Origin of the sequence: Amycolatopsis sp. NPDC001319 (assembly GCF_042896185.1) — a bacterium.
Lineage (GTDB): Bacteria > Actinomycetota > Actinomycetes > Mycobacteriales > Pseudonocardiaceae > Amycolatopsis.
Genome location: NZ_JBIAWY010000007.1, coordinates 67,007 through 90,856, shown reverse-complemented (window position 1 = coordinate 90,856; position 23,850 = coordinate 67,007). Strand labels below are relative to the sequence as shown.

Genomic DNA, 23,850 nt, shown 5'->3' with positions numbered 1-23,850 from the left:
CTTCTGGCGAAAAGTGACCACCTGACCCAGCATAGGGGGCAACCAACCGGAAGGAGAGATCCGAAATGCGCGTGGTGACCCAGCGGGAGTTCGGCGGCCCGGAGGTGCTGCGGGTGACCGAGACCGACCGCCCGGCGCCGGGCCCGACCGAGGTGCTGGTGCGCGTGCACGCCGCCGGCATCAACCCCGTCGACTGGAAGTCGCGGGCGCACCCGGTGTTCCTGGGCGAGCCCCCGTACACGCTGGGCTGGGACGTGTCCGGCGTCGTCGAAGAGGTGGGTTTCGGGGCCACCGGCGTGAAACAGGGCGACGAGGTGCTCGGCATGCCGTGGTTCCCGCGCGAGGCCGCGGCCTACGCGGAGTACGTGACGGCGCCGTCGCGCCAGTTCGTGCGCAAGCCGGCCGGGCTGTCGCACGCGGAGGCGGCCGGGTTGCCCCTGGCGGGGCTCACGGCATGGCAGGCGCTGGTGGACGTGGCGGAAGTCCGGAGTGGACAGCGGGTGCTCGTCGACGCGGCGGCCGGCGGCGTGGGCCACCTCGCCGTGCAGATCGCCAAGGCGCGTGGTGCGTACGTGCTCGGCACGGCCAGCGCGGCGAAACACGATTTCCTGCGGTCGCTGGGTGTGGACGAGCCGATCGACTACCGGGACGAGAACGCGACGCCGGCGGATCTCGACGTCGTGCTCGGGCTCGTCGGCGAGGACAGCGATCTGCGCTGGCTGCCGGCGCTGAAGGAGAACGGCCTGCTCATCAGTGTCCCCAGCGGAGTCGGCGAGAGGGCTCAGGAGAAGGCGGCCCAGCGGGGCGTGCGGACGGCGCCGATCCTCGTGGAGCCGGACCGCGTCGGGCTGCTCGGGCTGGTGGAGCTCGTCGAGGCCGGGAAGCTGAAGGTGCACGTGGACCAGACGTTCCCGCTCGAAGACGCGGCGAAGGCCCACGAGGTGGGCGAAGGCGGCCGGGTCACCGGGAAACTGGTGCTCACCGTCTGATGTGGACGCACAATGGCCCCTCGCCTGGCGAGGGGCCATTGTGGACTGTCCAGGTGGAACTCAGCCGCGGGTGTCGACCTGCGGCAGCACCGTGGTCAGACCCGTCCAGTCGGACGTCACCACGGAGGCGTGCTGCGCCGCCAGCTCGGCCACGCGCTGGTTGGCCTGGTCGACGGTCGGGTTGTGGTCGTCGATGGCCGGGGCGACGTTCTGGCCGTCGGTCATCACCACGTAGTAGTGGTTGTCGTCGTACCAGCCCGGGCCGGTCTGCGTGACCCACGCGTTGGCGTCGCCGTCGAAGACCACGAACCACGGCTTGAGGTTGGCCGCGTACTTGTCACGCGGGTCGCCGCCGACGGCGCCGTGGACGGTCGGGAAGATCTGGACGTCACCGAGCTTGCCCGCGTTCTTCTGCGCCAGCAGGTAGTTCGCGTACTCGACGTCGGTGTGCAGCGTGTCGGTGGGGTTCTGCTCCTCCACCGTGCCCGGGATGATCTCGGTCATCACCTTGCCGTGCAAGGCGTCCACGGTGGGCCAGTTGTCGGCCTTGGCCGCGTCGTCGAGCGTGGCGTAGCTGCCGAGGAGGTCGGCCGGCTTGAAGACGGCGCCGCCGAGGTGGGCGCGGAAGGCCGCGTCGAGCTCGTCCGGGCCCATGCCGGTGTTGTCCGAGAAGCCGGTCTTCATCTCGAGCTTCAGCGTGAGCGGCGTGTGGTCCGGGTGGGCCGCGAGCCAGATGCGGATGTCGTCGAGGCAGTACTCGAGGTTCTTGTTCGTGCCGCCCTTGTACAGGTCGGCGGTCGTCGACGCGGCGACGCAGTTGTTGCTGTTGCCCAACGGGTTCGAGTGGCTGACCTTCCACTCGTGCGTGATGAAGTCCGGCCACACGTCGAGCTCGATCAGCGACGAGCCGTTGTCCAGCGCCTGCGCGAGGAACGGGTACGCGGCCGGGTCGTAGGTGTTGTGCACGCCGACCGTGGTCACGTGCGAGAGTTTCGGACTGTCCGCGTTCGCCACGGCTGCCCCGGACAACGAGGCGGCGACGAGCGCGCCGACCGTCACGACCACTGAAGCGAGTTTCATCCTGACCCCTTCACCCACCGATAGTGCGATGGCACTCACACTGTGCCACCGTGATGGACTGTGGATGAAGGACAGCTGACCAAATGGACTAGACCAGAAGTCGGAAAGTGCCCATGACTGAAAACCCGAGCCCGCCGTCGGCCTTGACCATCGCCGGTTCCGACTCCGGTGGCGCAGCCGGACTCCAGGCCGATTTGCGGACATTCCTCACTTGCGGGGTGCACGGGCTCGTCGCCGTGACGGCCGTGACGGTGCAGAACACGTTGGGAGTCCACGATCGCGCGGACATCCCGCCGCACGTCGTCGCCGGCCAGATCGAGGCCGTCGCGTCGGACATGGGTGTGGGCGCGGCGAAAACGGGCATGCTCGCGTCGGCGCAGATCATCCACGCGGTGGCGACGGCTTGTGACAACGCGGGCATCGGGCGGGACCACGACGTGCCGTTCGTGGTCGACCCGGTGGCCGCCTCGATGACCGGCCACCCGCTCTTCGACGCCGACGGCCTGTCCGCGCTGCGCGAGGAACTGCTGCCGCGCGCGACCGTGCTGACGCCGAACCTCGACGAGGTGCGCCTGCTGACCGGGTTGACCGTGACCGACCGCGAGGGCATGCACACCGCGGCGGTCGCGCTGCACCGCCTGGGCCCGAAGTACGTGCTCGTGAAGAGCGGCCACCTCGTGTCCGACCCGGAGTGCGTCGATCTTCTCTTCGACGGCGCCACGTTCGTCGAGCTGCCCGGCCCGCGCTTCAACACCCCGCACACCCACGGCGCGGGCGACACCATGGCTTCGGCCCTGACGGCCGGGCTGGCCAAGGGGATGTCGGTCGTGGAGGCCGCCCGGTACGGCAAGTGGTTCGTGTCGCACGCGGTCGAGCACTCGTACCCGATGGGCGCGAAGGTGGGACCGGTGTCGGCGTTCTGGCGGCTGGCGCCGGAGGATCGCTAGCCGGCGCCCGCAGCGGCAGGCCGGTCGAGCTGTGTCCGGAAGGGCGCCTCCGACGGCAGCTAGCTGTCGTCGGAGATCAGGGCCTCCAGGGCCGGCAGCGCGACCGTGAGGGCTTCGCGGTATTCGGGGCTCAGCTTGTCGAGGCGGCGGTTGAGCTCCTGCACGCGGGTGGACCGCACGCCGGACACGAGGCGCTCGCCCTCTTCCGTCGCGCGGGCGAGCCAGGCGCGGCGGTCGACGGGGTCGGACTCGCGCGTGACGTAGCCCGCCTCGACGAGGGTGGCGATTATGCGCGACATCGTGGCCGCCGCGACGCCCTCCTTCGCGGCGAGGTCGCCGAGGCGCAGCTGACCGAAGTGGACGAGCGTGGCGAGAGCTGAGATCGCGCCGTGGCCGGGCCCGGGGACCCCCGCCTGCCGCAACGAGCGCGACAGCCGTCCCACGGCCAGGTACAACCTGCCCGAGACGTCCTGGACCGAGGATAGAGTCACGGCTGGCTCCTCCTGCCGCTGTTGCCCGCCGCCTTTGCGCCGGAAGGGTGTCGTCCACCATAAGGCCTGCCGGTGCACGTTCGGCGTTAAGCGCGGACGAAATCACCGACCGGAGCGCCCAATGCGGCCCACTTGCACCAGGCGGCTTACCCGCCTTTACCCCGGGAGGGCGAAACCAGCGGTCAGCGGGGCGGGCTCGACGCGTGAGCCCAGAACCGCTGCGGCACCCGGCCCGCGTCGCGCGCCAGGCGGCCCGCCTCGACGCCCGCGCGCATGGCGGCGGCCATGCGCTCCGGGTCCTTCGCGCGGGTGACCGCGGTGGACAGCAGCACCGCGTCGCAGCCGAGTTCCATGGCGAGGCAGGCGTCGGAAGCGGTGCCGATGCCCGCGTCGAGGATGACGGGGACCATGGCGCGCGCGACGATCAGCTCGATGTTGTGCGGGTTGCGAATGCCGAGGCCCGTGCCGATGGGGGCGCCCAGCGGCATCACGGCGGCGCAACCCGCTTCCTCGAGCCGCAGGGCGAGCACGGGGTCGTCGTTGGTGTACGCGAGCACGGTGAAGCCGTCGGCCGCCAGTTGCTCCGCGGCGTCCAGGGTTTCGAACGGGTCGGGCAGCAGGGTGCGGTCGTCGGCGTGGACCTCGAGCTTGATGAGGTCCGTGTCGAGCGCTTCGCGGGCCAGCTGGGCGGTGAGCACGGCCTCCGCGGCGGTGCGGCAGCCGGCGGTGTTGGGCAGCAGCTTGATCCCGAGGCGCCGCACGAGACCGAGCACGCCGGTGCCGCCGTCGGCGTCGGCCTTGCGCATGGCGACGGTCGTCAGCTCGGTGCCCGACGCGATCAGCGCGCGTTCCAGCACCGACAGGTTCCCGGCACCACCGGTCCCGATGATCAGCCTCGACGACAGCTTGTGTTCGCCGATGACCAGCGCGTCGTCCATCGTCAGCCTCCCTGCACCGCGGTCAGCACGTCGATGTTCGCGCCCTTCGGCACCACCGACGCCTCCCACTCGCCCCGGCGCACGACCTCGCCGTTCACCGCGACGGCCACGCCCTGGCGGGTCACGTCGAGCGCGTCGAGCACCTCGGACACGGTGGCGCCGTCGGGGAACTCGCGCCAGCTCCCGTTGACCTTGATCTCCATCAGACTCGCTCCTTCTCCAGCAAACGGGCGGGCGCGGCCGCCCCGATCTCGTCCGGCGGCGCCTCGCCCGCCAGCCAGGCGACCACGGCGTCGGCGGTCACGGGGGCCATCAGCAGGCCGTTGCGGTGGTGGCCCGTCGCCGCGTACACGCCTTCGCCGAGCTCCCCGATGTACGGCAGCGCGTCGCGGCTCCCCGCGCGCAGCCCGGCGGCGATCTCGACGAGCTCGTACTCCGTGATGCCCGGCAGGATCCGTTCGGCGCCTTCGAGCAGCTCCCGCACGCCACGCGCGGTCACGGCCTCGTCGAAGCCCGCTTCGTACTGCGTCGCGCCCAGAACCAGCTCGCCGTCGGCGCGCGGCACGAGGTAGATCGGCCGGCCCTCGACCATCGCGCGCACCGTGTACGGCGGAGGCGGCAGACAGCCTCGTCGCGGCCGCAGCCGCAGGATCTCGCCCTTGAGCGGCCGCACGGCGTCGGCCAGCAGCGGGTGCAACGCGCCCGTCCACGCGCCGGCGGCCAGCACAGTGCGAGTGTCCGGACCGGTCACGTCGTCGAGCGAAGCAATCCGTGAGGTGGAGAACTCGACCCCGCGCTTCGAGCACGCCGCCAGCAGCGCCGTCAGCAGCTTCCGGTTGTCGACGGCCAGGTCACCCGGCACGTGGAGCCCGCTGCGCACCGCACCCAGGCCCGGCGCGAGCCGCCGCGCCGCCCGCCCGGTGAGCCGCTCGACGTCGCGACCCAGCGACGTCAGGTACTCGGCGAGGATGTCGAGGTGCCCGGCGTCGGCGCTGTCGAACGCGACCACGATCGTCCCGTGTTCGGCCAGCCCCGGGTCCGTGCCCTCCGCGGCGAGGTCACGCGCGAACGCCGGCCAGCGCCGCAGCGACTCCTCGCCCAGACTGAGCACGTGCTCCTCACCCGGCCACGCCTCCGTGACGGGCGCCAGCATGCCGCCGGCCACCCAGGACGCGCCGCGCGCGGGTGCCGGATCGACCACCGTGACGCGGTGGCCGCGAGCCGCCGCGCGCCAAGCCGCGGACAGGCCGATGACACCGCCGCCGACGACGGTGAGGTTCTCGCTCATGGGAATCACGCTCCCTGCGCCGGCATGACCCGGATCAGGTTCCACGGTCGGAGCGGCAGCTCCCTCTCAGCCCGTGCCTCGGGCTCCCGTGCGGACCACCCCACTCTAGTGCGCGGGTAACGTCCCCGCCATGCCCGCCCTGACCGGATCACAGATCCGCACCCGCCTGGCCGATTCGCGGCTGTACCTGTGCACCGACGCCCGCTCGTCGCGCGGCGACCTCGCCGAGTTCGTCGACGCGGCGCTGGCCGGCGGCGTCGACATCGTGCAGTTGCGCGACAAGACGAACGGCGCCCCGCTCGAGGCCGCGCAGGAGATCGCGGCACTCGAGGTGCTCGCCGAAGCGTGCGCGCGCCACGGTGCGCTGCTGTCGGTGAACGACCGCGCCGACGTCGCCCTCGCCGTGGGCGCCGACGTGCTGCACCTGGGCCAGGACGACATCCCCGTGCCGCTCGCGCGCCGCATCCTCGGCGACGACGTGGTGATCGGCCGCTCCACGCACTCGCCTCAGCAGGCTACGGCGGCGGCCGCCGAGGACGGCGTGGACTACTTCTGCACCGGCCCGTGCTGGCCGACGCCGACCAAGCCCGGCCGGTACGCGCCGGGCCTGGACCTCGTCCGGTCCACGGCCGAAACCGGTACCGACCGGCCGTGGTTCGCGATCGGCGGCATCGACACCGAGCGGCTGCCGGAGGTGCTGGCGGCCGGCGCGACGCGGATCGTCGTGGTCCGTGCGATCACCGACGCCGAGGACCCGAAGGCGGCCGCGCAGGCGCTGAAGTCCCGGCTCGGTTAGGGGGTCGGCGTCGCCGAACCCGCCTTCGTCTGCGGCGCGCTGGGCGTGGTCGACGCCGCCCCGCCCGTGCTCGACGGCGGCGGAGCGCTGTCCGAGCTGCTCGAAGACGTCGGGCTTTCGCTCGTCGACGTGCTCGACGACGAGGACGACGGCGGCGGGGTGTTCGACTCGGTCTCGCTGGGCGGCGGGCTGTTCTGCGACGTCGTGGGCGGGCTGTCGTCCTGCCGCTGCTGCTGGGTCGTGTCTGGGGTGCCCGGTTTGAAGAGTCCAGGCCCGACGTTCCCGCCCGAGGCCAGGTCCGCCCCCACGGCCACGGCGATCGCGATAGCCGTGGCGATCACGCTCGTCCCGATGATCAACGGCCAGCGCAGCTTCCGCAGCTTGTCACCGAAGGATTCCTCCGGCTCCGGCTGCTCGGTGAGCTTCGAGATCCGCACCGTCGGCATCTCCGACGGGTCGAGCGGCAGCAGCACGGTGGGCATCTGCGCCGGATCGTCCACCGGCGACAGCCCGGACTTGCTCCCCTTGCGCTGCCCGGCGGTCACGAGCGCCGCGCGCGCCTTCAGCGCGGCCTCGCGCGTGCGCTGCAGCGAACGCAGGTACAGCTCGGCGCCGACCGTGGTGATCACGCTCGCCACCCCGGCCCCCACCACGGTGCCCGCCACGCCCAGCGTCGAGCCCAGCAACGCGGCCGTGACGGCGGCCAGTGCCGTCGCCACCACCTGTGCTGGGCGGAAACTCTTCTTCTCGCCCTGCTCCGACGTCTTTTCCTGCTGCTGACTCATGATCCCGATCTACTAGTGCCCGGCCACTTCCCCCGCGGTGTTCAACGAGTAAGGCGCGCGAGGAACTCCCCGCGTTGCCCATCCGTGAGCGAGGACACGTTGACCGTCCACAATGGATGGACTATGGCTCACATTTTCCTGACATACTCACCACATGCGATTGGTGACGATCTCCGATATCGAGGCCGCGGCAAAGCGGGTAGCCGACCACGCCGTGCGCACGCCGCTGCTGCGCCAGCACTGGGCCGAAGGCGAACTGTGGCTCAAACCCGAGAGCCTGCAACAGATCGGGGCGTTCAAGATCCGCGGCGCGTACAACGCGATCGCCTCACTCGACGACGCTGAGCGCGCACGTGGCGTGGTCGCGTATTCCAGCGGGAACCACGCCCAGGCCGTCGCCTACTCCGCCAACGCCTTCGGCATTCCCGCCGTGATCGTGGTGCCGGACGTGGCACCGCGCTTGAAGGTCCAGGCTACGCGCGGCTGGGGCGCGGAGGTGATAGAGGTGCCGATCGCCGAGCAGGAACCGGTCGCGGCCGCGCTGGCGAAGGAGCGCGGGCTCACCTACATCCCGCCGTTCGACCACCCCGACGTGATCGCGGGCCAGGGCACCGCGGGCCTGGAAATCGCCACCGACCTGCCGGACGTCGACACGGTGCTCGTGCCGGTGAGCGGCGGCGGGCTCGCTTCCGGCGTCGGCACGGCGATCAAGGCGCTGTGCCCCGGCGCGAAGGTCATCGCCGTCGAGCCCGAGCTGGCCGGCGACACCGCCGAGAGCCTGCGCGCCGGCCGCCGCGTCGAGTGGCCGATGGACCGGCGCGCCCGCACGATCGCCGACGGCCTGCGCGCCCAGCCGTCCGACCTGACCTTCGCGCACTTGCAGAGCGTGCTCGACGGCATCGTCACCGTGACCGAGGGCGAGATCCGCGACGCCACGCGCGTGCTGGCCCGCCGGGCGCGGATCGTGGCCGAGCCCAGCGGCGCGACGGCCACCGCCGCGTACCTGCACCACGCCGGCGAGCTGCCGGGCGGCAAGACGGTGTCGGTGATCTCCGGCGGCAATGTCGACCCGGCGCTGCTGGCCGAGCTGCTTGCCTAGGGGTCAGTCGCGCGGCGGGCCCGGGCGGACGTGGGTCGGCGGTCCCTCCACTCCGCAGTGGAAGCACTCGCCGGGGTGGGGTGACTCGTCGTCCACGGTCCGCTTGGGCGCCGCGGCGCCGTCGGGAACGCCGGCAGGGGCGCCGGAGTCGTCCGGAGAACCGAGCACGCCGTTGTGAATCCCCAACGCGATGAGGCCTCCGGCGATCGCCAGGACGGCGCAGATGAGCAGTGCCATGCGCCAGCCGGCCGTCAACGCGACGGGGTCGCGGTAGGCCGAACCGGTGAGTCCGGCGGCCGCGGGGAGCACCGCGACCGCAAGAAGACCACCCGTTCGGGCGATCGCGTTGTTCACACCGGACGCGACACCGGCGAAGCGGTCGGGGGCCGCGGCGAGCACCGTCGCGGTCACCGGCGCCACCGTGCACGCGAGTCCGAGGCCGAAAACGACCACCGCGGGGAAGACCGAACCGAGGTAGGAGGACCCCGGTCCGACGCGGATCAGCAGCAGCATGCCGATGCCGATCACGATGGGTCCGACCACCAGCTGCAGCCGCGGCCCGATGCGCTGGGCCAGCGCGCCCGAGCGGCCCGAGAGCAGCAGCATGATGATCGTGATCGGCAACCCGGCCAGGCCGGCGAGCGTCGGCGGGTAGTTCAGGGAAACCTGCAACTGCAGGACCAGCAGCATCATCACGGCGCCGAGGGCGGCGTAGACCACGAACGTGAGCGCGTTGGAGAGCGTGAACGTCCGGTCGCGGAACAGGCTGGGCGGCACGAGCGGTTCACGGGAGTGGTGCTGCAGCCAGAGGAACACGCCCATCCCGGCGATACCGGCGACCAGGGCGACCAGCACGATCGGGTCGCCGATGCCGCGGCCGGGCGCTTCGACCAGCGCTCCGGTGATGCCCGCGAGCCCGATCGCGCCCGTCGCGGCGGCTGTGAAGTCCGGGTGGCCGGTGGCCGTCTCGTCGCGCGACTCGGGCACGAACTTCAGCGCCATCAGCACCACGACGATGGCCAGCGGCAGGTTGATCAGGAACGCGAGCCGCCAGGACCAGACCTGCACCAGCACGCCGCCGATCAGTGGTCCGACCGCGGCGGCCAGACCACCCAGCCCGGACCACGCGCCGATCGCGCGCGCCCGGTCGTTGTGCGCGAACGACGACTGCAGGATCGCCAGCGAGCCCGGCGTCAGCAGCGCGCCGCCGATGCCCTGGATGATCCGGAAGACCACCAGCTCCGTGGTCGAGGTGGCGATCGAGCACAGCCCCGACGCGACGCCGAACCAGACCACGCCGATCAGGTACACGCGGCGCCGGCCGTAGCGGTCGCCGAGCGAGCCGGCCACGAGGATCAGCGCGGCGAGCGCCAGCATGTAGCCGTCGAGGATCCACTGCAGGCCGGCGACGGTGGCGCCGAGCTCCTCGCCGATCCGGGGCAGCGCGACATTGACGATCGTCCCGTCGAGCATGGCCATGCTCGAGCCGAGGATCGTCGTCCACAGCACCCCGCGCGCCAGCGGGGTGCCCCAGCGGATCCCGCTGCCGGTCGTCGTCACGGTGCGATCACCACGCACGCTCGAAAGTCATGCGCACACGGTGTCGCGACGCCGGTCCGGGCGCAACCACCCACGCCCGGCCCGGCGAGTGCTCGTGGGCCCACCGGCCCGGCTCACGGCAGCAGCGTCGTGACGAACTTGTAGCGGTCGCCGCGGTACACCGAGCGCGCGAACTCCACCGGCTTGCCGTCGGTGGCGAACGAGTGCCGCGTCAGCATCATCACGGGCATGCCGACGTCCGCGCCGAGCATCTCGGCTTCCTGCGGGCCGGCGAGCGACGTCTCGATCGTCTCCTCCGCGCGCTCCAGCTCCACGCCGTAGTGCTCACGGAGCACCGCGTAGAGCGACCCGCCGGCCGAAATGTGCTTGCGCAGCCCGCGGAAGCGCCCGAGCGGCAGGTGCGTCGTCTCCAGCGCCATGGGCTGGGAATCGGCCAGCCGCAGACGGCGAAGGCGAAGAATTTTCGCACCCTGGCGGATCGCGAGCAGTTTCGCGAGTTCGCCCTCCACGGGCAATTCCTCGAGTTCGAGCAGTTTCGACGACGGCTTCAGGCCTTGCTTGCGCATGTCCTCCGTGTACGAGGACAGCTGCAGCCGCTGCGCGAGCTTCGGCTCGGCCGCGAACGTGCCCTTGCCTTGAACGCGGTGCAAGCGGCCCTCGGCCGTCAGGTCCGCCAGCGCCTGCCGCACGGTGGTGCGCGACACGGTGAACTCGCCCGCCAGCGCCCGTTCCGTCGGGATCGGCGAGCCCGGCGGCAGAGCGTCGAGCAGATCCAGCAGGTGCTGTTTCAGCGCCCAGTACTTGGGTTCGCGCTGTCCGCGCACACCCGCCGTGGTCCCCGCCTCACTCGCGGGGGATGTCTCCAACATGACCGGCTCCCTCAGCTTTCCCTCACTATCGCGCCACTTCCCCGTCAAGAAACGTACCCTTCACCACAAACGCTCCGCCCGGCTAGCATTGGTCTAGACCTGACCGCACGCCGCTCAGCACACCCGGGACCGCGGTCCCGGCGGAGAGGAAAGTGATGACCCAACAACATCCCGGCGAGCACATGGCCGCGGAAATCTCGGAGCAGCCTGCCGTACTGGCCGGGCTCGTCGAGCGGCAGGGGGAAATAGCCGAAGTAGCTGAAAAGATTTCACAAAAGCCGCCCCGTTTCGCCTTGCTCGCCGCCCGCGGTTCGAGTGACCACGCCGCGTTGTACGCCAAGTACCTGATCGAGGTCCTCCTGGGTCTTCCCGCGGGTCTCGTGTCACCGTCCACCGCGACGCTCTACGGCGCGCGGCCGGACCTGAAGGACGTGCTCTTCGTCACCGTGAGCCAGAGCGGCGGCTCGCCCGACCTCATCGAGGTCACCGAAGCAGCCCGGCGCCAGGGCGCCCTCACGGTGTCGGTCACGAACACCCCGGACTCGCCGCTGCGCGCGGCGGCCGAGCTGGGCGTGGACATCGGCGCCGGCCTGGAGAAGGCGGTGGCCGCGACCAAGACGTACTCCGCGACGCTGCTCGCGCTGTACCTGTTCGTCGACGCCGTGCGCGGCGGCAAGGCGGCCGACGCGCAGAAGCTCGGCGACCTCGCCCAGCAGACGCTCGACGGCGCGACCGAAGGCGTGCAGCGCGCGGTGGACCGCTACCGCTTCGTCGACCGCGTGCTGACCACCGGCCGCGGCTACTCCTACGCGACGGCGCTCGAAGGTTCGCTGAAGCTGGCGGAGACGAGCTACCTCGCCGCCCGCGCGTACAGCGGCGCGGACCTGCTCCACGGCCCGGTCGCGGCGGTCGACGGCGAGACGGCCGTGCTCGCCGTGACCAGCGCGGGCCACGGTGGCGCGGCGATGGGCGAGGTGCTCGAGGCCGTCGGCAAGCGCGGCGCCGACGTGCTCGCGGTCGGGTCCGCGTCGGCCGACGTGCCGGCGGCGCTGCGGATCCCCGTGGCCCCGACGGCCGAGGAGCTCGCGCCGATCCTGGAGATCCTGCCGATCCAGCGCATCGCGCTCGGGCTTTCGCTCGCGCGCGGCGGCGACCCGGACAGCCCGCGTGGGCTGCTGAAGGTGACCAAGACCCGGTGAGTCTCGTCGTGGGCGTGGACGCCGGTGGCACGTCGACGCGAGCGATCGCGGTCGACGCCACCGGCGCCGTGCTCGGCTCGGCGACGGCCGGCGGCGCCAACCCCAACTCGCACCCACCGGCGGAGGCGGCCGCGCGCATCGCCTCGGCGATCGAGCGGGCGCTGGGCGGGCGCACCGACGTGCGCGCCGCCGTGGTCGGGCTGGCCGGGGTGAGCAAGCTGTCCGACCCCACCGTCGCGACGGTGTTCGCCGAGGCGTGGCAACGGATCGGTTTGGACGGTGCGGTTCGGACGGTGGCCGACGCCGAGGTCGCGTACGCGTCGGCGACGTCGGCCCCCGACGGCACCGTGCTCGTGGCGGGCACCGGCTCGATCGCCGGGCGCATCCGCGACCGGCGGATGACCGCCACCGCGGGTGGCTACGGCTGGCTGCTCGGCGACGAGGGGTCGGCGTTCTGGCTCGGGCGCGAGGCGGTGCGATCCACTTTGGAGGCGCTCGGCCGCGGGCCGGCGCTCGCCGGGCTGCCGGCCGCCGGGCTGCCGGCCGCCGTGCTCGCGGAGGCCTTCGGACCGTCTCCTGTGGACTCCCGCGACGACGGGGCCATTTCAGACAATCCCGATTTCCCCAATTCGCTTGCCACGGAAGCGAATCGGTTGGCCACCGCGCGTGCGCTCATCACGAAGGTCAACGCCGAAGCGCCGATCCGGCTCGCCCGGTTCGCGCCCCTCGTGAGTGCCGCGGCGGCCGCCGGAGAGTCCTCCGCGACGGAAATCGTGGCCCGGGCAGCCGATCTTCTGGTCGCCACGGCCCTCGCCACGCGCGACCCGGGCGAGAAAACTCCCGTGGTGCTCGTGGGCAGCGTCCTCACGGGAACGGGACCGGTAGGACCGCTCGTGCGGGCCGGGCTGGCCGGGCTCGACGTGCTGACCAGCTCCGACGGAGTGCTCGGCGCCGCGTGGCTGGCCGCCGTCGACGCCTGGGGAGAGACGGCGGCGCGGCCTTCGGCAAGGTGAATACGACCAAAACCTGGTTCGAAGTGTTCAAACCGTCGACTCAACCCCTCCGGGCCGGGTACCGTAGGCATCGGCCCCCGGACCCTCCCCCCTCGCCGGGGGCCGCCTTATGCCCTGGGTCCGTCTTCCGAACCCGGTTCCGGCGCGAGCCGCAGGCCCGGATGCCCGGCCGGCAGCGCCTTGTACAGCACCCAGCCGCTCACCGCCACGGTCGCCGCGACCAGTGGCCACGAGAGCGCGGTGCGCGCGATGCCGAGGGCGACCACGTGCTCGCCCCACCACAGCAGGCCGTAGACCACCACGCGGATCAGGTACTGCAGCACCCACACCCAGCTCGCCCACGAGTACGCGCGCAGCAACGCGGGGTCACGGCGCCAGCGCGTCTTCTGTCCGATCAGGAGCCCGACGATCACGCCCAGCAGCGGCCACCGCACGACGATGCTGGCGGCGAAGAGCAGGGCGCTCGCCGCGTTGGAGAGCAGCTGCAGCAGGAAGAAGTCCTCCGCGCGGCCCGTGTGCAACGCGATGAGCGCGGCGATCACGACGGCCGCGAGACTCACGACGACGGCACGCGCCTTGTCGCCGCGGATCAGCCGGTAGGCGCCGAGCACCACGGCCACCCCGATGGCGACGATCGCACCGCACGAGATCGACTGCCCGGTGGCCAGCCAGCCCACCACGAAAGCGACCGGCGGAATGCTGGCGTCGATCGCCCCTCGGCGGCCGCCGAGGATCTGCGCGAGCGACTCGCGCGAAGGCGTCGTCTCGTCCGTCACATCCCCAGCCTGCCGGATACCGGGGTAGCAGGCCCGAAGCGGGAGACCTTCGCCACACAGCGTGTCCGATCAGTGCTCGACTGAGCGGTTCGTCACCCCGGATCGAGGTGAAAATCCCGTAATACAGGCGCGCGAGGATCCGACAAGATAAGAGACTGTGACTTCCGGCTGAACCAGGGGTGGCGGCCGGGAAGGATACGGGGACGTCCGATTGTTAGTTGTGGTGTACAACTTAACGCGGGGCAGGCGCGGCTAGACCGGGAAGGGGATCCCAGCGTGTACGGAATCGACAGTTACGTGGCGATCGGTGACAGCTTCACCGAAGGCCTCAACGACGAGCTGCCCGACGGCTCCTTCCGGGGCTGGGCCGACCGGCTCGCCGAGATGCTCGCCGCGGGGCGGCCCGACTTCCAGTACGCGAACCTGTCACTGCGCGGCAAGATGCTCGACGAGATCATGGACGAGCAGCTGCCGATCGCGCTCGAGGTCAAGCCCGACCTGGTCACGCTGTGCGCGGGCGGCAACGACGTGATCGTGCCGGGCGCGGACGTCGACGCCATCGCGGCCCGGTTCGAGGCCGGCGTGGTGAAGCTGCGCGAGGCCGGCATCCCGGTCGTGATCTTCAACGGTCCCGACACCAAGGCGCTCTCGGTGATGAGCGTGCTGCGCGGCAAGATCGGCATCTACAACACCTATCTGTGGGCGATCGCGGCCCGCCACGGCGCGAAGATGGTCGACCTCTGGACCATGCAGCCGCTGCACGACCGGCGCGCCTGGAGCGACGACCGCCTGCACTTCACGCCCGACGCGCACCGCCGCATCGCGCTGCTGACCGCCGAGGTGCTCGGCGTGCCCGTGACCGAGGACTGGCGAGAGCCGTACGCGCCGACTGCGGAGCCGGCCACGTGGATCACCTCGCGCCGCTCGGACCTCAACTGGACCAAGACGCACCTGCTGCCGTGGATCCGCCGCCAGCTCAAGGGCGAGTCGATGGGTGACGGGCTGTCACCGAAGCGGCCGCAGCTCTCGCCGCTGGTGCAGGCCGAGGCCGCCGCACTGGAGCTCGACGTGCGGGACTTCCAGGACAACGCCACCGCGTCCTGACCAGGCTCAGGTTCGGGTCAGCGCCACCCGAATGGCGCGCCCGACCAGGTCGCCAACGGGCCGTGACCGGCCTATGGTCCCTTTATGTCCGGTGCTCGCGGTTGGCTCCGCCTGATCCCCGTCGCGGTGCTGGTCACGGCTGTGCTCGCCGGGGTGGTCACGTGGGTGCGGGCCGACGGGATCGAAGGCGACCTCACCGGACGATCACGCTCCGCGCTCGTCGCGGCGGGGATCCGGGGCGGCGACGTGTCGTTCTCGGGCCGGCAGGCGACGTTGTCGGGTTTCCCGGCGGACCAGGCCGGGCGCGCGCTGGGGATCGTGCAGGGTGTCGAAGGGGTCGAGTCCGCGGCGGTTTCCGGTGGTGCGGCGCCGAATCCGCCTTCCGTGACGTCCACGCCGCCTGCCACGACGAGCGCGCCGCCGAGCAGCAGTACGCCGCCGAGCACGACTTCGTCCGCGCCGCCGACCGACCGCGCCGGGGTGCAGAAGGAGCTGGACGCGCAGCTGGCGGACACGCCGATCGAGTTCAAACCGAACTCCGCGCAGCTCACGCCGGCGGGTACCCAGGCGGCGCGTGCCGTCGCGAAGCTGCTGAAGGACGCGCCCGACGACCTGCGCTACCGGATCACCGGGCACGTCGGCGAAGGTCCGGGCGGTCGGGCGTCGGCGGTCCGGCTTTCGCAGAGCCGGGCGCGCGCGGTGATGCGGCTGCTGACGGCCGGCGGAGTGCCGGCCAACCGGCTGCTGGTGCGGGGCACCGGAACGGCCGCGCCGGGCGAAGGTGGGGACCGGCGCGTCGAGATCACGGTCGAAGAGAGGTGATGGCGGATGCTCTGGCTCTTCGGGCAGATCTGGCTGTGGCTGCTCGTCGCGTTCCTGCTGGGGGCGCTGGTGATGTGGCTGATCATGCGGGCGGGGCGGCCGAAGCGTTCTCGTGAAGCCGATTCGATTCCGGCTGCGGGCTCGACGTCGGGCTCGTTGCCCGACGTCCCGGAGCCGAGCGACGCCGAGCGGACGCAGTACATCCCGGTGCCGAGCTACGACTACGACGAGCAACCCGAACGGGTCTACAACGACTACCCCGAGGTGGACCCGGACGAGCCGTACACCCCGAACGAGGCCCCCGGTCACCACATCGGGCGACTCCCGGACCCCGAACCGCACCTCTCGGGTGACCTGAACTGGCCGGCCGCCGAAGAGCCCGTGGACGCGTGGCCGCACGACGACGAGCCCCACGAGTCCGCGCCGCGCCGACCTGGGCGAGGTGGCTGACACCCACCTGGTAAGTTCGGCTACGCACTGTGAGCAGCGGTGTGCGCGGGAGCCGTGAGCCTCTCGTCGAGGTTCGCGAGGTCAGGAGGTCCGATGCCGCTCCCGCACTGGACGCCGCAGAACCTGCTGCCGCCGGGCCGTCACCAGGCCGATCTCGCCGACGTCTACGAGCGGCTCGTGTTCGACGCCCCGCACCAGAACGATCGCGAGATCCTGTTCAGTGCGCTCAACAGCTACCTCGGCGTCGCCCGCCGGGTGATCTCTTCGGGCCGCGCGTGGATCGGCGGCGCGTTCGTCACACGCACCGGCTACCCGCCGCGTGGCCTGGACGTGGTGCTGCTGCCCGACGAGTGGGGCGCGCTCAAGCGGCTCGACGACGAGGGGCGAACGGCGCTGTACGGCCTGCTCACGCTGCGCGGGGTGATCGTCGGGCAGCCCGCGATGTACCTCGAGCAGGTGCAGCCGGTGGGCGGGATGCTCGACGGGTTCCTGTGCCGTCCCGGCGACGAGGACGTGTGGGAGACCGTGTGGGCCGAAGGCGGCAAGGGGTTCCCGGAGATGGTCTGGTGAGGAACGAGTTCCGGCGCATCGCCGACGAGATCCCCGGCGGCACGTGGCTCGACGACCTCGCGCGCGCGTCGGCGATGGCGGCCAACGCGAAGTTCGAGCGCACGTCTCGCTCGCCGCTGCTGCACGTGTCGGTGATCGGCGAAACGCACATCGACGCGTACACGTTCTCCGACATCAGCCGCGCGCTTCAGGACGCGACGGCGAAGATCGGGCACATCATCCGCAACCCGTCCAACGAGGTCACCTTCGTCCAGCAGGCCGACCGCGACAAGGCGCCGCTGATCCAGAAGGGCCAGGCGGGCAACGCGATCTTCTTCGGCTTCCCCGAGCCGGCACTCGACGACGCGCTGATCCACGACGGCATCGAGACGTTGTCCGAGCGCGCGGTCAAGGAGCTCTGCGATTTCCTGCCCGCCAACGGTTCCGACGACGGCGCGCTCGACGCGGTGCTGCTGCAGCGCGACACCGTGCGCAACGCGGTGAGCGACATCGTCAACGCGGTGAGCAAGCACGCCGGCATCGGCATGGCGCTCACGCCGACTGCGGGCGAGCACGTGACGCGCAGCGTGACGACCGAGCAGGCGCGGATCCTGCGGGACAGCCTGCGCGAATCGCGCGAGGCCGTGGGCTACGAGACCGTGTCCGGCCGCCTCGACGGCGTCCGCACGCGGCGGCGGATCTTCTACCTGGAGCGCGAGTCCGGCGGCACGATCCAGGGCGCCGTCGCCGAGGACCTGCTCGACCAGATCAAGGAGAACCTCGACCGCCCGGTGACCGCCCGCCTGCGCGTGGTCCGGACGACGACCATCGACGGCCGCCGCGGCCGCCCGGTGCACGAACTGCTCGAGATCACGCCCGAAGTGAGCTTGTTCGACCACTGATTTCGCGCGCTTCGTTCATTCACGGCGCCGATAATGTGTATACGCGGCGCATGCGCAATTGGGTTTCTCCGCTCACGCGCTGACGTGCGGGATGGTAAATGACCGGTGCCTGTTCGGTGCGGTGAATAGATGACGTTTTCTGCTATGTAACGATTTCGCCTTCCACTGGTCGGTGTGGGTTAACGTCGTCGCACTTCGACCCGGAAGGCCCCCACGCATGACCTCGCCCGACCCGCGGCACCCGCCCGCTCCCGCGCGCCACGGCCGCTCTTCCGCGCCGCCTGGCACCGGTTCCGAAGGCGCCTCTCCGGGCCGTGATTCCGCGGATTCTTCGCGGCGGGTTGCGGATTTCGGTGCTGCTGCTTCTCGTGGTGGCGGATCCGGCGTTCACGGCGGTTCGGGGGACGGTGCGCGCCGTCGTGGATCTTCGGATTCCGGAATCCTCGGGGGTTCTCACGCCGCGGTGGGTCGCGGTGGACCTTCGGATTCCGGCGCTGCTGCTTCTCGCGGTGGCAGGCCCGGGGCGTCCGGTGAGAGTGCGCCCCGTCGTGGATCTTCGGACTCCGGCGCGTGGCGAGCCGAAACCGCCGTCTCTGCCCACCGCGGCGGCTCCTCGGACTCCGGCTCGTGGCGCGTGATCCCGCCCGACCCCCGGATCGCCGCCGCGCCCGGCGGCGTCCTGCCCACTCCGCCGAACCGCACCCCGCCCAAGCCGAAGCCGAACGTCCTCGGCCTCGTCGGCCTGGTCCTCGGGCTGGCGGCCATCGCGGCCGCGTTCGTGCCGGACTACGGCTTCGTCGCATGGCCGCTCGCCGGCGTCGGGCTGGTGCTGGGGATCGTCGGCACGGTCCAGTCCACGCGCGGCAAAACGGGCGGCCGGGGCCTCGCCGTGACGGCGGTGATCGTCGCGGTGATCGCGGCGCTGCTGTCGGCCACGGTGGTGCTGTTCCCGTCGGTCCTCGGCACCAGCACCGCCGGCGACCTCCACATCCCGCCCACCCCCGGCGACGAACACAACGTCGACTTCGTCGTCACCTCCGCCGGCGGCGCCACCGTCCGCTACGGCACCCTCAACGACCAGCGCACCGAGTCGGCCCCCGCCAGCACCGACCAGTGGCACGGCCACGGCTCCTTCAGCGGCGGCACCCCGATCCTCACCCTGACCGCCGACACCGCCAACGCGAGCGTCGTGAACCAGATCTCCTGCACGATCCTGGTGGACGGCAAGACCGTCGCTGATAGCAGCGGCTCGACGATCGCGTTGTGCACGGCGAATGTGGGGTGAGGTTGGGGGTCTCGGCTCGCGGTTTCGGTGGTGAGGCTTTCGTCGGCTTGGTGAGTTGGCGGGCTTTGCCGGGCTGAGGTCGGTTGGCTGGGTGGCGTTGCGATGCTCGGCCGCCGAGGCGAGCTTTGCCGGCGTGAGGTCGCTCGGCTGGGTGGCGTTGCGAAGCTCGGTCACCGGGGCGAGCTTTGCCGGCGTGAGGTCGCTCGGCTGGGTGGCGTTGCGAAGCTCCGCCGCCGAGGCGAGCTTTGCCGGCGTGAGGTCGCTCGGCTGGGTGCCGTTGCGATGCTCCGCCGCCGAGGCGAGCTTTGCCGGCGTGAGGTCGCTCGGCTGGGTGCCGTTGCGATGCTCCGCCGCCGAGGCGAGCTTTGCCGGCGTGAGGTCGCTCGGCTGGGTGCCGTTGCGATGCTCGGTCACCGGGGCGGGCTTTGCCGACCAACCGACGCGCGGCCCAGCAACGCTCAGCCGGCTTGGCGGCGGGGGCGGCGGTCGGAGCCCTGCGGGCTTACGCCGGCCCGGTGAGTCGGAAGGCTTTGCCGGGCTGAGGTCGGCTGGCTGGGCGGCGTTGTGATGCTTGGCCGCCGAGGCGAGCTTTGCCGACCGCCCGACGCGCGGCCCAGCAACGCTCCGCCGTGATGGCGGCTGGGGGCGGCGGTCGGAGCCCTGCGGGCTTTCGCCGACCCGGTCGCCCGGCTGCGCAGCGATGCTCCGCCAACCCGGCGGCTGGCGCGGCTGCCGGGCAAAGGCCGCTCAGCAGCCCACTGCAACCGGCTTTGGTGGCACCGCGCCAAGCTGTGCCGAACGCCGGTTGCCAGGCCAACACGACGAGACCGCGGGGTCCGAGACCATGGGCAACCTTTGCTGGGCCCCAGATCGACCGTCAGCGGGTTGCGGCGCTATGCCGGCCGGGATTGGTCGAGGCAGCCACATCGGCTGGTCTGTGCCAACAGCAGCCTGCCCGATGATCCCTCGAAGGTGCGTCACCCCGGGGCCTGGCGGCCGGCCGGCCTACCCCCAAGTCGGCCGGCCAACCGCCACCGAGCCGCTCCTGGCGGCTCTTCCGGACCCGCCGCACGCGACTGCGGACCCGCGGCGCCGACTTCACAGCCTGCCCCTCCCCTAGGGCTCCGCCGACACCGCCTACGACCCTACGCGGCCCACACCCCCGGACGCTAAGAAACCACTAAGTATGCCCAGCCAGGGTATCCCCGACCTGCGCAAACCCGGGTGAACGCTGTGCAAGAAACCTCTTGCGCACCCCCCGCGGACCGATCTTCAACCGATCTCCACGCCCCCGACCGCCAGCCCCACCGCCCGACAGGCGCCCGGCTCCCCGCCGCACCCCCGAGAGGGCACCCCTCCGGCCCCGGCAGACAGGCCCCCGCCCTCCCGAGGGGGGCGTCCCCGAGTCCATTCTATCGGTGACCTCCGACAAAAACGCTGGCCAAGCCACTGAGGGGGCGAGTTGTCCACAACTCGGGGATGGGTGTGGACAATTTCGGAGAGAGGCGCGAGCGGTGAGGTGAAGTCGCGCTGTGGAGGTGGTCGATTCCCAGGTCATCGGCAGGTAGGTGGGTGATCGAGAGGTATGACCCGGTTGCCGGGTCTGGCTTGGTGGTGCGGTGTGGCCGGACCGTTCGCCGACGGCTTGGCGTGATTTGTCGATCAGACATGAGGTGCCCCGTGAGAAGCGCAGGATCGACCGGGGACAAGAACGAGCCGACGGCCAAAGCGAAACCGGCACCTAGCAGCGAAACCGGACAAAGTCGGGCACTTCTGACCGGCGGTCGAAGCCAAGGACAAGGCCGACGTTCAATCGACCAGACCAGATAAGGCCAGTGAACGGGCGAACGGGCGAACGGCCAGCTAAAGCCGGACTCGTCGAGCCGACGAACGGAGCCAGACCACCTGCTGGAGCTGCACTCTTCAGAGCCACGCCGTCAAGACCCAGCGAAAAGCGGCGAACCGGTCGAACCACCCCAAGCCAAGGCCACCTCCAGCCAAGGCAGCTCCAGCCAAGGCCACCCAACCTCACCCCAGCTCCGCAGCCTCCGCCTGTACCTCCGGCACCTGAGCCGGATTCACCCGCCCATACAGCACCGCCGCCAGCGCGTACTGCTCCCCAGCCAGCCCAACTGTCGCGGGAGACGACCGCAGGATCCGCGCCAAAGTCACCCGGAGGATGGCCTCGTGCAGGTCGAACCCCCGGGCATGCGCGAGATCGATCCCCTCCCACGCATAACGGGAAGCCGTCGCCGAATCGCCGAGTCGTTGGGACAGGTCGGCGAGGTTGTTCAGCGAAACCACCGCGTAGCTGTCGTTGCCGAGCTCGCGGTCGATCGCCAGCGAGGACAGTTCGTGGGCCACCGCCTCCTCGAAGCGGCCGGCGCGTTTCTCCGTCTCGGCGCAGTTGTTGAGGGCCTGGCCGCGCAGTTCGAGGTCGCCGGTGCGTTCGGTTTCGGCGACGGCCTCCTGCAGGCGGGAGATGGCTTCGTCGTGGCGGGAGAGCAGGGACAGCATGCTGCCGAGGTGGATGTTGGCGACGGTGATGGAGCGTTTGTCGCCGAGCTGGACCGCGAGGTCGAGGGCGCGTTCGGCGTCGGCGGGGTGGGTGTGGGGCAGCTCGAACGTCAGGGCGATGGCGCAGCGCGAGATGAGCATCCAGCACTGCCCGAGGATCTCGCCGGACGCCTCGGCGGCGGCCAGGCCCAGGTCGATCAGGCGGGTCCACTCGTCGAGCAGGGGCCAGACCACGCGGTAGGTGTGCGAAACCCGCGCGAGGCGCCAGACGTTGCCGTACAACCCGGCCGAATACGCGGCGTCGAGGATCACGAGGAGGTTGGGCCACTCGGCCTCGAACCAGTCCTGGGCCTCGTCGAACGTGTGCAGGGATGGGAGGGCGTCGGCGGGTAACAAGCCGGTCAGGTCGAGGGGGTCGACGATGCGCAGCATGCGGCGGCGGGCCGTGTCGGAGGCGGCCTGGTAGAAGTGCACGGCCCGCACCAGGACGGCGGACAACGCGTCACTGTCCAGTTCGGACTCCGCGAGCTCCCGCAAGTACAGCCGCACCAGGTCGTGGGGGGCGAAGACGTCGCGGGCCGTCTCGGTGAGCAGGTTGTGCGCGGCCAGGGTGCGCAGGGCACGGCGCGCGCGGTCGACGGGCATGGCCGCCACCGCGGCCGCCAGGTGGGGACCGACGCGGCGGACGGGCAGAACGCCCAACTGCAGCAGGAGCCGCGCGAGGTCGGAGGGGAGGCCGCGGAAGGAGACGTCGAACGCGGCGCGCACACTGTCGTCGGCGCCGTCGACCTCCAGGGCGGCGAGGCGGGTGCGTTCGTTGCCCAGCTCGTCGACGAGGTCCTGGGTGGTCCACTGTGGACTGGCCGACAACCGCGCGCCGGCGATGCGCAGGGCCAGCGGCAGGTAGCCGCACAACCGCGCCAGGGCGTGGTTCAGGTCGAAGTCCGCGGGACCGGCAAGTTCTTCGATCAGGCGCACCGCGTCGTCGGGTGCCAAAGTGCCCAAAACGCGCAGCCGTGCCGCATTGGACACGGCCAGGCCTTCGAGCTTCGACCGGCTCGTCACCACGGTCATCGACCGCGAACCCGGCGGCAGCAACGGCCGCACCTGCTCGGCGGAGCGCGCGTCGTCGAGCAGCACCAGCATGCGGCGGCCCGCGATGAGCGACCGGTACAGCGCGACGCGTTCGTGCAACTGCTCCGGCACGTCGCCCGTCGCGACGCCCAGGCCGAGCAGGAACTGGGTAAGCAGCTCCGCGGGCTCCAGCGGCGCGTGCCGCGGGTCGAAACCGTGCAGCGACGCGAACAACACGCCGTCCGGGAACCGTGCGGCCGCGCGGTGGGCCCACCACACGACCAGCGCGCTCTTGCCCACGCCGGCCGTCCCCGACACCACGGCGACGGTACTCTCGCCGGTCTCCGCGAGACCGTCCAGCCACGCCAGCTCGGCGTCGCGGCCGGCGAGCGAAGGCACCGCGGCGGGCAGTTGTGAAGGCGCTTTCACCGGCGCCGCGACCTCGGGGACGGCGACGTCCAGGTCGTCGTTGAGCACGCGCTCGTGCAGCCACCGCAGGTCGCCGCCCGGTTCGACGCCGAGCGTGCGCAGCGTGGCCCGCGAGACGGTGCGGTAGAGCTCCAGCGCGTCGCCCCGGCGCCCGGCGTAGTAGAGCGCGCGCATGAGCTGCCCGGCCGTGCGCTCGGCCAGCGGGTCGGCGCGCACGAGGGGGCTGAGCTCCACGATCAGCTCGTTGTGCCGGCCCAGCTCCAGGTCGGCGTCCACCCGCGCGCCGTGGATCGCGAGGCGCAGGTCCTCCAATTCGGGCGCCCGCACCGAATCGGGCACGCCGGACAGCGCGGGTCCCTGCCACAGAGCCAAGGCCGAGCCCAGCAACGCCGACGCCTGCTCCGGCGGCTCCAGCACGGCGCGGTCCAGCAGCGCCCGGGCGCGGTGCACGTCGATGCGCGCCGGATCCACCGCCAGCTGGTAACCGGGCGGGCTCGTGAGGATCTCCGCGACGGAGTCACCACCCAGGTCGCGCAGCACGCGGCGCAAGTGCGAGACGTTGCCGTGCACGATCGTCCGCGCGGTGGCGGGCGGGTCGTGGCCCCACAACGCGTCGATGATCTCCTCGAGCGGCACGACCTTGCCGACCTTCAACGCCAGCAGCGCGAGCAGTCCTTTCACGCCGGGACCGCCGATGGAAACTGCACGTGCACCGTCGAGCAGGGTGACGGGGCCGAGCAGCTGCACGTGCGCGCCCGCATTTTCGGCCATGCTCGCGCGCACCTCCCCGGGTCGGTTCCGGCGTCTCCCCCGCCAGGAGGCACAACCTACCGTGGTGATGAGCGGACAGACACAACTCTTTCGTGAACTCCACACGCCGGACACCTA

The 23,850-nt window shown here is 71.3% G+C and carries 23 protein-coding genes and 1 riboswitch; of the genes, 13 read left to right on the top strand and 10 right to left on the bottom strand.

From position 1 onward, the window contains the following. The first annotated feature begins 65 nt into the window (after positions 1 to 65). Complete coding sequence (locus ACFY1H_RS26790) at positions 66 to 989, top strand: NADP-dependent oxidoreductase (RefSeq protein ID WP_386950705.1); 924 nt, start codon at positions 66 to 68, stop codon at positions 987 to 989. Positions 990 to 1,049: 60 nt separating this feature from the next. Here ACFY1H_RS26790 and ACFY1H_RS26785 read toward each other — a convergent pair whose 3' ends face one another. Beyond that, the gene (locus ACFY1H_RS26785; RefSeq protein WP_366582444.1) at positions 1,050 to 2,069 is read right to left on the bottom strand and encodes a phosphatidylinositol-specific phospholipase C domain-containing protein; all 1,020 of its coding nucleotides are present in this window, start codon (positions 2,067 to 2,069) and stop codon (positions 1,050 to 1,052) included. Between the two features lie 113 nt (positions 2,070 to 2,182). Between ACFY1H_RS26785 and thiD the strand changes: the two genes are divergently transcribed. After that, positions 2,183 to 3,016 (top strand): bifunctional hydroxymethylpyrimidine kinase/phosphomethylpyrimidine kinase, encoded by an 834-nt coding sequence (thiD, locus tag ACFY1H_RS26780; RefSeq protein WP_366582443.1) that lies wholly within the window; start codon positions 2,183 to 2,185, stop codon positions 3,014 to 3,016. A 59-nt stretch (positions 3,017 to 3,075) separates the two neighbouring features. On the opposite strand, the gene ACFY1H_RS26775 is transcribed toward thiD, so the two are convergent. The 4 genes from ACFY1H_RS26775 to thiO form a co-directional block, all read right to left on the bottom strand. After that, positions 3,076 to 3,507 carry a MarR family winged helix-turn-helix transcriptional regulator gene (locus ACFY1H_RS26775; protein WP_285972041.1) on the bottom strand — a complete coding sequence of 144 codons (432 nt, stop codon included), beginning with the start codon at positions 3,505 to 3,507 and terminating at the stop codon, positions 3,076 to 3,078. A 182-nt stretch (positions 3,508 to 3,689) separates the two neighbouring features. Beyond that, complete coding sequence (locus ACFY1H_RS26770) at positions 3,690 to 4,445, bottom strand: thiazole synthase (protein ID WP_386950701.1); 756 nt, start codon at positions 4,443 to 4,445, stop codon at positions 3,690 to 3,692. Between the two features lie 2 nt (positions 4,446 to 4,447). After that, complete coding sequence (gene thiS, locus ACFY1H_RS26765) at positions 4,448 to 4,648, bottom strand: sulfur carrier protein ThiS (RefSeq protein ID WP_285972039.1); 201 nt, start codon at positions 4,646 to 4,648, stop codon at positions 4,448 to 4,450. After that, the gene (gene thiO, locus ACFY1H_RS26760) at positions 4,648 to 5,733 is read right to left on the bottom strand and encodes a glycine oxidase ThiO (protein ID WP_366582440.1); all 1,086 of its coding nucleotides are present in this window, start codon (positions 5,731 to 5,733) and stop codon (positions 4,648 to 4,650) included. The genes thiS and thiO overlap by 1 nt, the downstream gene beginning before the upstream one ends. Then, a riboswitch (TPP riboswitch) is annotated at positions 5,728 to 5,833 on the bottom strand. It overlaps the preceding gene by 6 nt. 30 nt (positions 5,834 to 5,863) lie before the next feature. On the opposite strand from thiO, the gene thiE reads away from it, so the two are divergent. Then, a complete protein-coding gene (gene thiE, locus ACFY1H_RS26755; RefSeq protein WP_386950698.1) occupies positions 5,864 to 6,529 on the top strand; it encodes a thiamine phosphate synthase in 666 nt (221 codons plus the stop codon). Here the strand turns inward: thiE and ACFY1H_RS26750 are convergent. After that, positions 6,526 to 7,314 carry a hypothetical protein gene (locus tag ACFY1H_RS26750; RefSeq protein WP_386950696.1) on the bottom strand — a complete coding sequence of 263 codons (789 nt, stop codon included), beginning with the start codon at positions 7,312 to 7,314 and terminating at the stop codon, positions 6,526 to 6,528. The genes thiE and ACFY1H_RS26750 overlap by 4 nt on opposite strands. Before the next feature lie 154 nt (positions 7,315 to 7,468). Here ACFY1H_RS26750 and ACFY1H_RS26745 point away from each other — a divergent pair, with 154 nt between their 5' ends. Next, positions 7,469 to 8,413: a threonine/serine dehydratase gene (locus tag ACFY1H_RS26745; RefSeq protein ID WP_366582437.1), complete on the top strand. Its 945-nt coding sequence runs from the start codon at positions 7,469 to 7,471 to the stop codon at positions 8,411 to 8,413. A gap of 3 nt (positions 8,414 to 8,416) precedes the next feature. Here ACFY1H_RS26745 and ACFY1H_RS26740 read toward each other — a convergent pair whose 3' ends face one another. After that, positions 8,417 to 9,892, bottom strand: a complete 1,476-nt coding sequence (locus ACFY1H_RS26740; protein WP_386951377.1) for an MFS transporter — start codon at positions 9,890 to 9,892, stop codon at positions 8,417 to 8,419. A 194-nt stretch (positions 9,893 to 10,086) separates the two neighbouring features. After that, entirely contained in the window at positions 10,087 to 10,842 is a 756-nt protein-coding gene (locus tag ACFY1H_RS26735) for a GntR family transcriptional regulator (RefSeq protein ID WP_364049734.1), read from the bottom strand. Positions 10,843 to 10,997: 155 nt separating this feature from the next. On the opposite strand from ACFY1H_RS26735, the gene ACFY1H_RS26730 reads away from it, so the two are divergent. Both ACFY1H_RS26730 and ACFY1H_RS26725 read left to right on the top strand, forming a co-directional pair. Then, on the top strand, positions 10,998 to 12,041 hold the full coding sequence (locus ACFY1H_RS26730) for an SIS domain-containing protein (RefSeq protein ID WP_366582435.1): 1,044 nt from the start codon (positions 10,998 to 11,000) through the stop codon (positions 12,039 to 12,041). Beyond that, positions 12,038 to 13,054 carry an N-acetylglucosamine kinase gene (locus ACFY1H_RS26725; RefSeq protein WP_386950692.1) on the top strand — a complete coding sequence of 339 codons (1,017 nt, stop codon included), beginning with the start codon at positions 12,038 to 12,040 and terminating at the stop codon, positions 13,052 to 13,054. The genes ACFY1H_RS26730 and ACFY1H_RS26725 overlap by 4 nt, the downstream gene beginning before the upstream one ends. A 107-nt stretch (positions 13,055 to 13,161) precedes the next feature. Here ACFY1H_RS26725 and ACFY1H_RS26720 read toward each other — a convergent pair whose 3' ends face one another. Beyond that, positions 13,162 to 13,830: a DUF3159 domain-containing protein gene (locus ACFY1H_RS26720; RefSeq protein ID WP_386950689.1), complete on the bottom strand. Its 669-nt coding sequence runs from the start codon at positions 13,828 to 13,830 to the stop codon at positions 13,162 to 13,164. Between the two features lie 276 nt (positions 13,831 to 14,106). Between ACFY1H_RS26720 and ACFY1H_RS26715 the strand changes: the two genes are divergently transcribed. From ACFY1H_RS26715 to ACFY1H_RS26685, 7 genes are all read left to right on the top strand, one after another. Continuing rightward, positions 14,107 to 14,934: an SGNH/GDSL hydrolase family protein gene (locus ACFY1H_RS26715; protein ID WP_386950686.1), complete on the top strand. Its 828-nt coding sequence runs from the start codon at positions 14,107 to 14,109 to the stop codon at positions 14,932 to 14,934. 84 nt (positions 14,935 to 15,018) lie between these two features. Then, complete coding sequence (locus tag ACFY1H_RS26710; protein WP_386950684.1) at positions 15,019 to 15,756, top strand: OmpA family protein; 738 nt, start codon at positions 15,019 to 15,021, stop codon at positions 15,754 to 15,756. A 6-nt stretch (positions 15,757 to 15,762) separates the two neighbouring features. Next, positions 15,763 to 16,206 carry a hypothetical protein gene (locus tag ACFY1H_RS26705; RefSeq protein ID WP_386950681.1) on the top strand — a complete coding sequence of 148 codons (444 nt, stop codon included), beginning with the start codon at positions 15,763 to 15,765 and terminating at the stop codon, positions 16,204 to 16,206. Positions 16,207 to 16,299: 93 nt separating this feature from the next. Then, positions 16,300 to 16,776, top strand: a complete 477-nt coding sequence (locus ACFY1H_RS26700; protein ID WP_386950678.1) for a DUF6932 family protein — start codon at positions 16,300 to 16,302, stop codon at positions 16,774 to 16,776. Next, positions 16,773 to 17,657: a hypothetical protein gene (locus tag ACFY1H_RS26695; protein ID WP_220244693.1), complete on the top strand. Its 885-nt coding sequence runs from the start codon at positions 16,773 to 16,775 to the stop codon at positions 17,655 to 17,657. Before ACFY1H_RS26700 ends, ACFY1H_RS26695 begins: the two co-directional genes overlap by 4 nt. A 634-nt stretch (positions 17,658 to 18,291) precedes the next feature. Then, the gene (locus ACFY1H_RS26690; protein ID WP_386950676.1) at positions 18,292 to 18,942 is read left to right on the top strand and encodes a DUF4190 domain-containing protein; all 651 of its coding nucleotides are present in this window, start codon (positions 18,292 to 18,294) and stop codon (positions 18,940 to 18,942) included. 55 nt (positions 18,943 to 18,997) lie between these two features. Beyond that, a complete protein-coding gene (locus ACFY1H_RS26685; RefSeq protein WP_386950673.1) occupies positions 18,998 to 19,510 on the top strand; it encodes a hypothetical protein in 513 nt (170 codons plus the stop codon). A 1,460-nt stretch (positions 19,511 to 20,970) separates the two neighbouring features. On the opposite strand, the gene ACFY1H_RS26680 is transcribed toward ACFY1H_RS26685, so the two are convergent. Then, on the bottom strand, positions 20,971 to 23,733 hold the full coding sequence (locus tag ACFY1H_RS26680; protein WP_386950670.1) for a BTAD domain-containing putative transcriptional regulator: 2,763 nt from the start codon (positions 23,731 to 23,733) through the stop codon (positions 20,971 to 20,973). Positions 23,734 to 23,850 lie beyond the last annotated feature (117 nt).

Excerpts from the sequence above, each read along its gene's own strand:
- ACFY1H_RS26790 (WP_386950705.1), top strand. The coding sequence starts at position 66 with ATGCGCGTGGTGACCCAGCGGGAGTTCGGCGGCCCGGAGGTGCTGCGG.
- ACFY1H_RS26785 (WP_366582444.1), bottom strand. The coding sequence starts at position 2,069 with ATGAAACTCGCTTCAGTGGTCGTGACGGTCGGCGCGCTCGTCGCCGCC.
- thiD (WP_366582443.1), top strand. The coding sequence starts at position 2,183 with ATGACTGAAAACCCGAGCCCGCCGTCGGCCTTGACCATCGCCGGTTCC.
- ACFY1H_RS26770 (WP_386950701.1), bottom strand. The coding sequence starts at position 4,445 with ATGGACGACGCGCTGGTCATCGGCGAACACAAGCTGTCGTCGAGGCTG.
- thiS (WP_285972039.1), bottom strand. The coding sequence starts at position 4,648 with ATGGAGATCAAGGTCAACGGGAGCTGGCGCGAGTTCCCCGACGGCGCC.
- thiO (WP_366582440.1), bottom strand. The coding sequence starts at position 5,733 with ATGAGCGAGAACCTCACCGTCGTCGGCGGCGGTGTCATCGGCCTGTCC.
- thiE (WP_386950698.1), top strand. The coding sequence starts at position 5,864 with ATGCCCGCCCTGACCGGATCACAGATCCGCACCCGCCTGGCCGATTCG.
- ACFY1H_RS26750 (WP_386950696.1), bottom strand. The coding sequence starts at position 7,314 with ATGAGTCAGCAGCAGGAAAAGACGTCGGAGCAGGGCGAGAAGAAGAGT.
- ACFY1H_RS26745 (WP_366582437.1), top strand. The coding sequence starts at position 7,469 with ATGCGATTGGTGACGATCTCCGATATCGAGGCCGCGGCAAAGCGGGTA.
- ACFY1H_RS26740 (WP_386951377.1), bottom strand. The coding sequence starts at position 9,892 with ATGGCCATGCTCGACGGGACGATCGTCAATGTCGCGCTGCCCCGGATC.
- ACFY1H_RS26735 (WP_364049734.1), bottom strand. The coding sequence starts at position 10,842 with ATGTTGGAGACATCCCCCGCGAGTGAGGCGGGGACCACGGCGGGTGTG.
- ACFY1H_RS26730 (WP_366582435.1), top strand. The coding sequence starts at position 10,998 with ATGACCCAACAACATCCCGGCGAGCACATGGCCGCGGAAATCTCGGAG.
- ACFY1H_RS26710 (WP_386950684.1), top strand. The coding sequence starts at position 15,019 with ATGTCCGGTGCTCGCGGTTGGCTCCGCCTGATCCCCGTCGCGGTGCTG.
- ACFY1H_RS26705 (WP_386950681.1), top strand. The coding sequence starts at position 15,763 with ATGCTCTGGCTCTTCGGGCAGATCTGGCTGTGGCTGCTCGTCGCGTTC.
- ACFY1H_RS26700 (WP_386950678.1), top strand. The coding sequence starts at position 16,300 with ATGCCGCTCCCGCACTGGACGCCGCAGAACCTGCTGCCGCCGGGCCGT.
- ACFY1H_RS26680 (WP_386950670.1), bottom strand. The coding sequence starts at position 23,733 with ATGGCCGAAAATGCGGGCGCGCACGTGCAGCTGCTCGGCCCCGTCACC.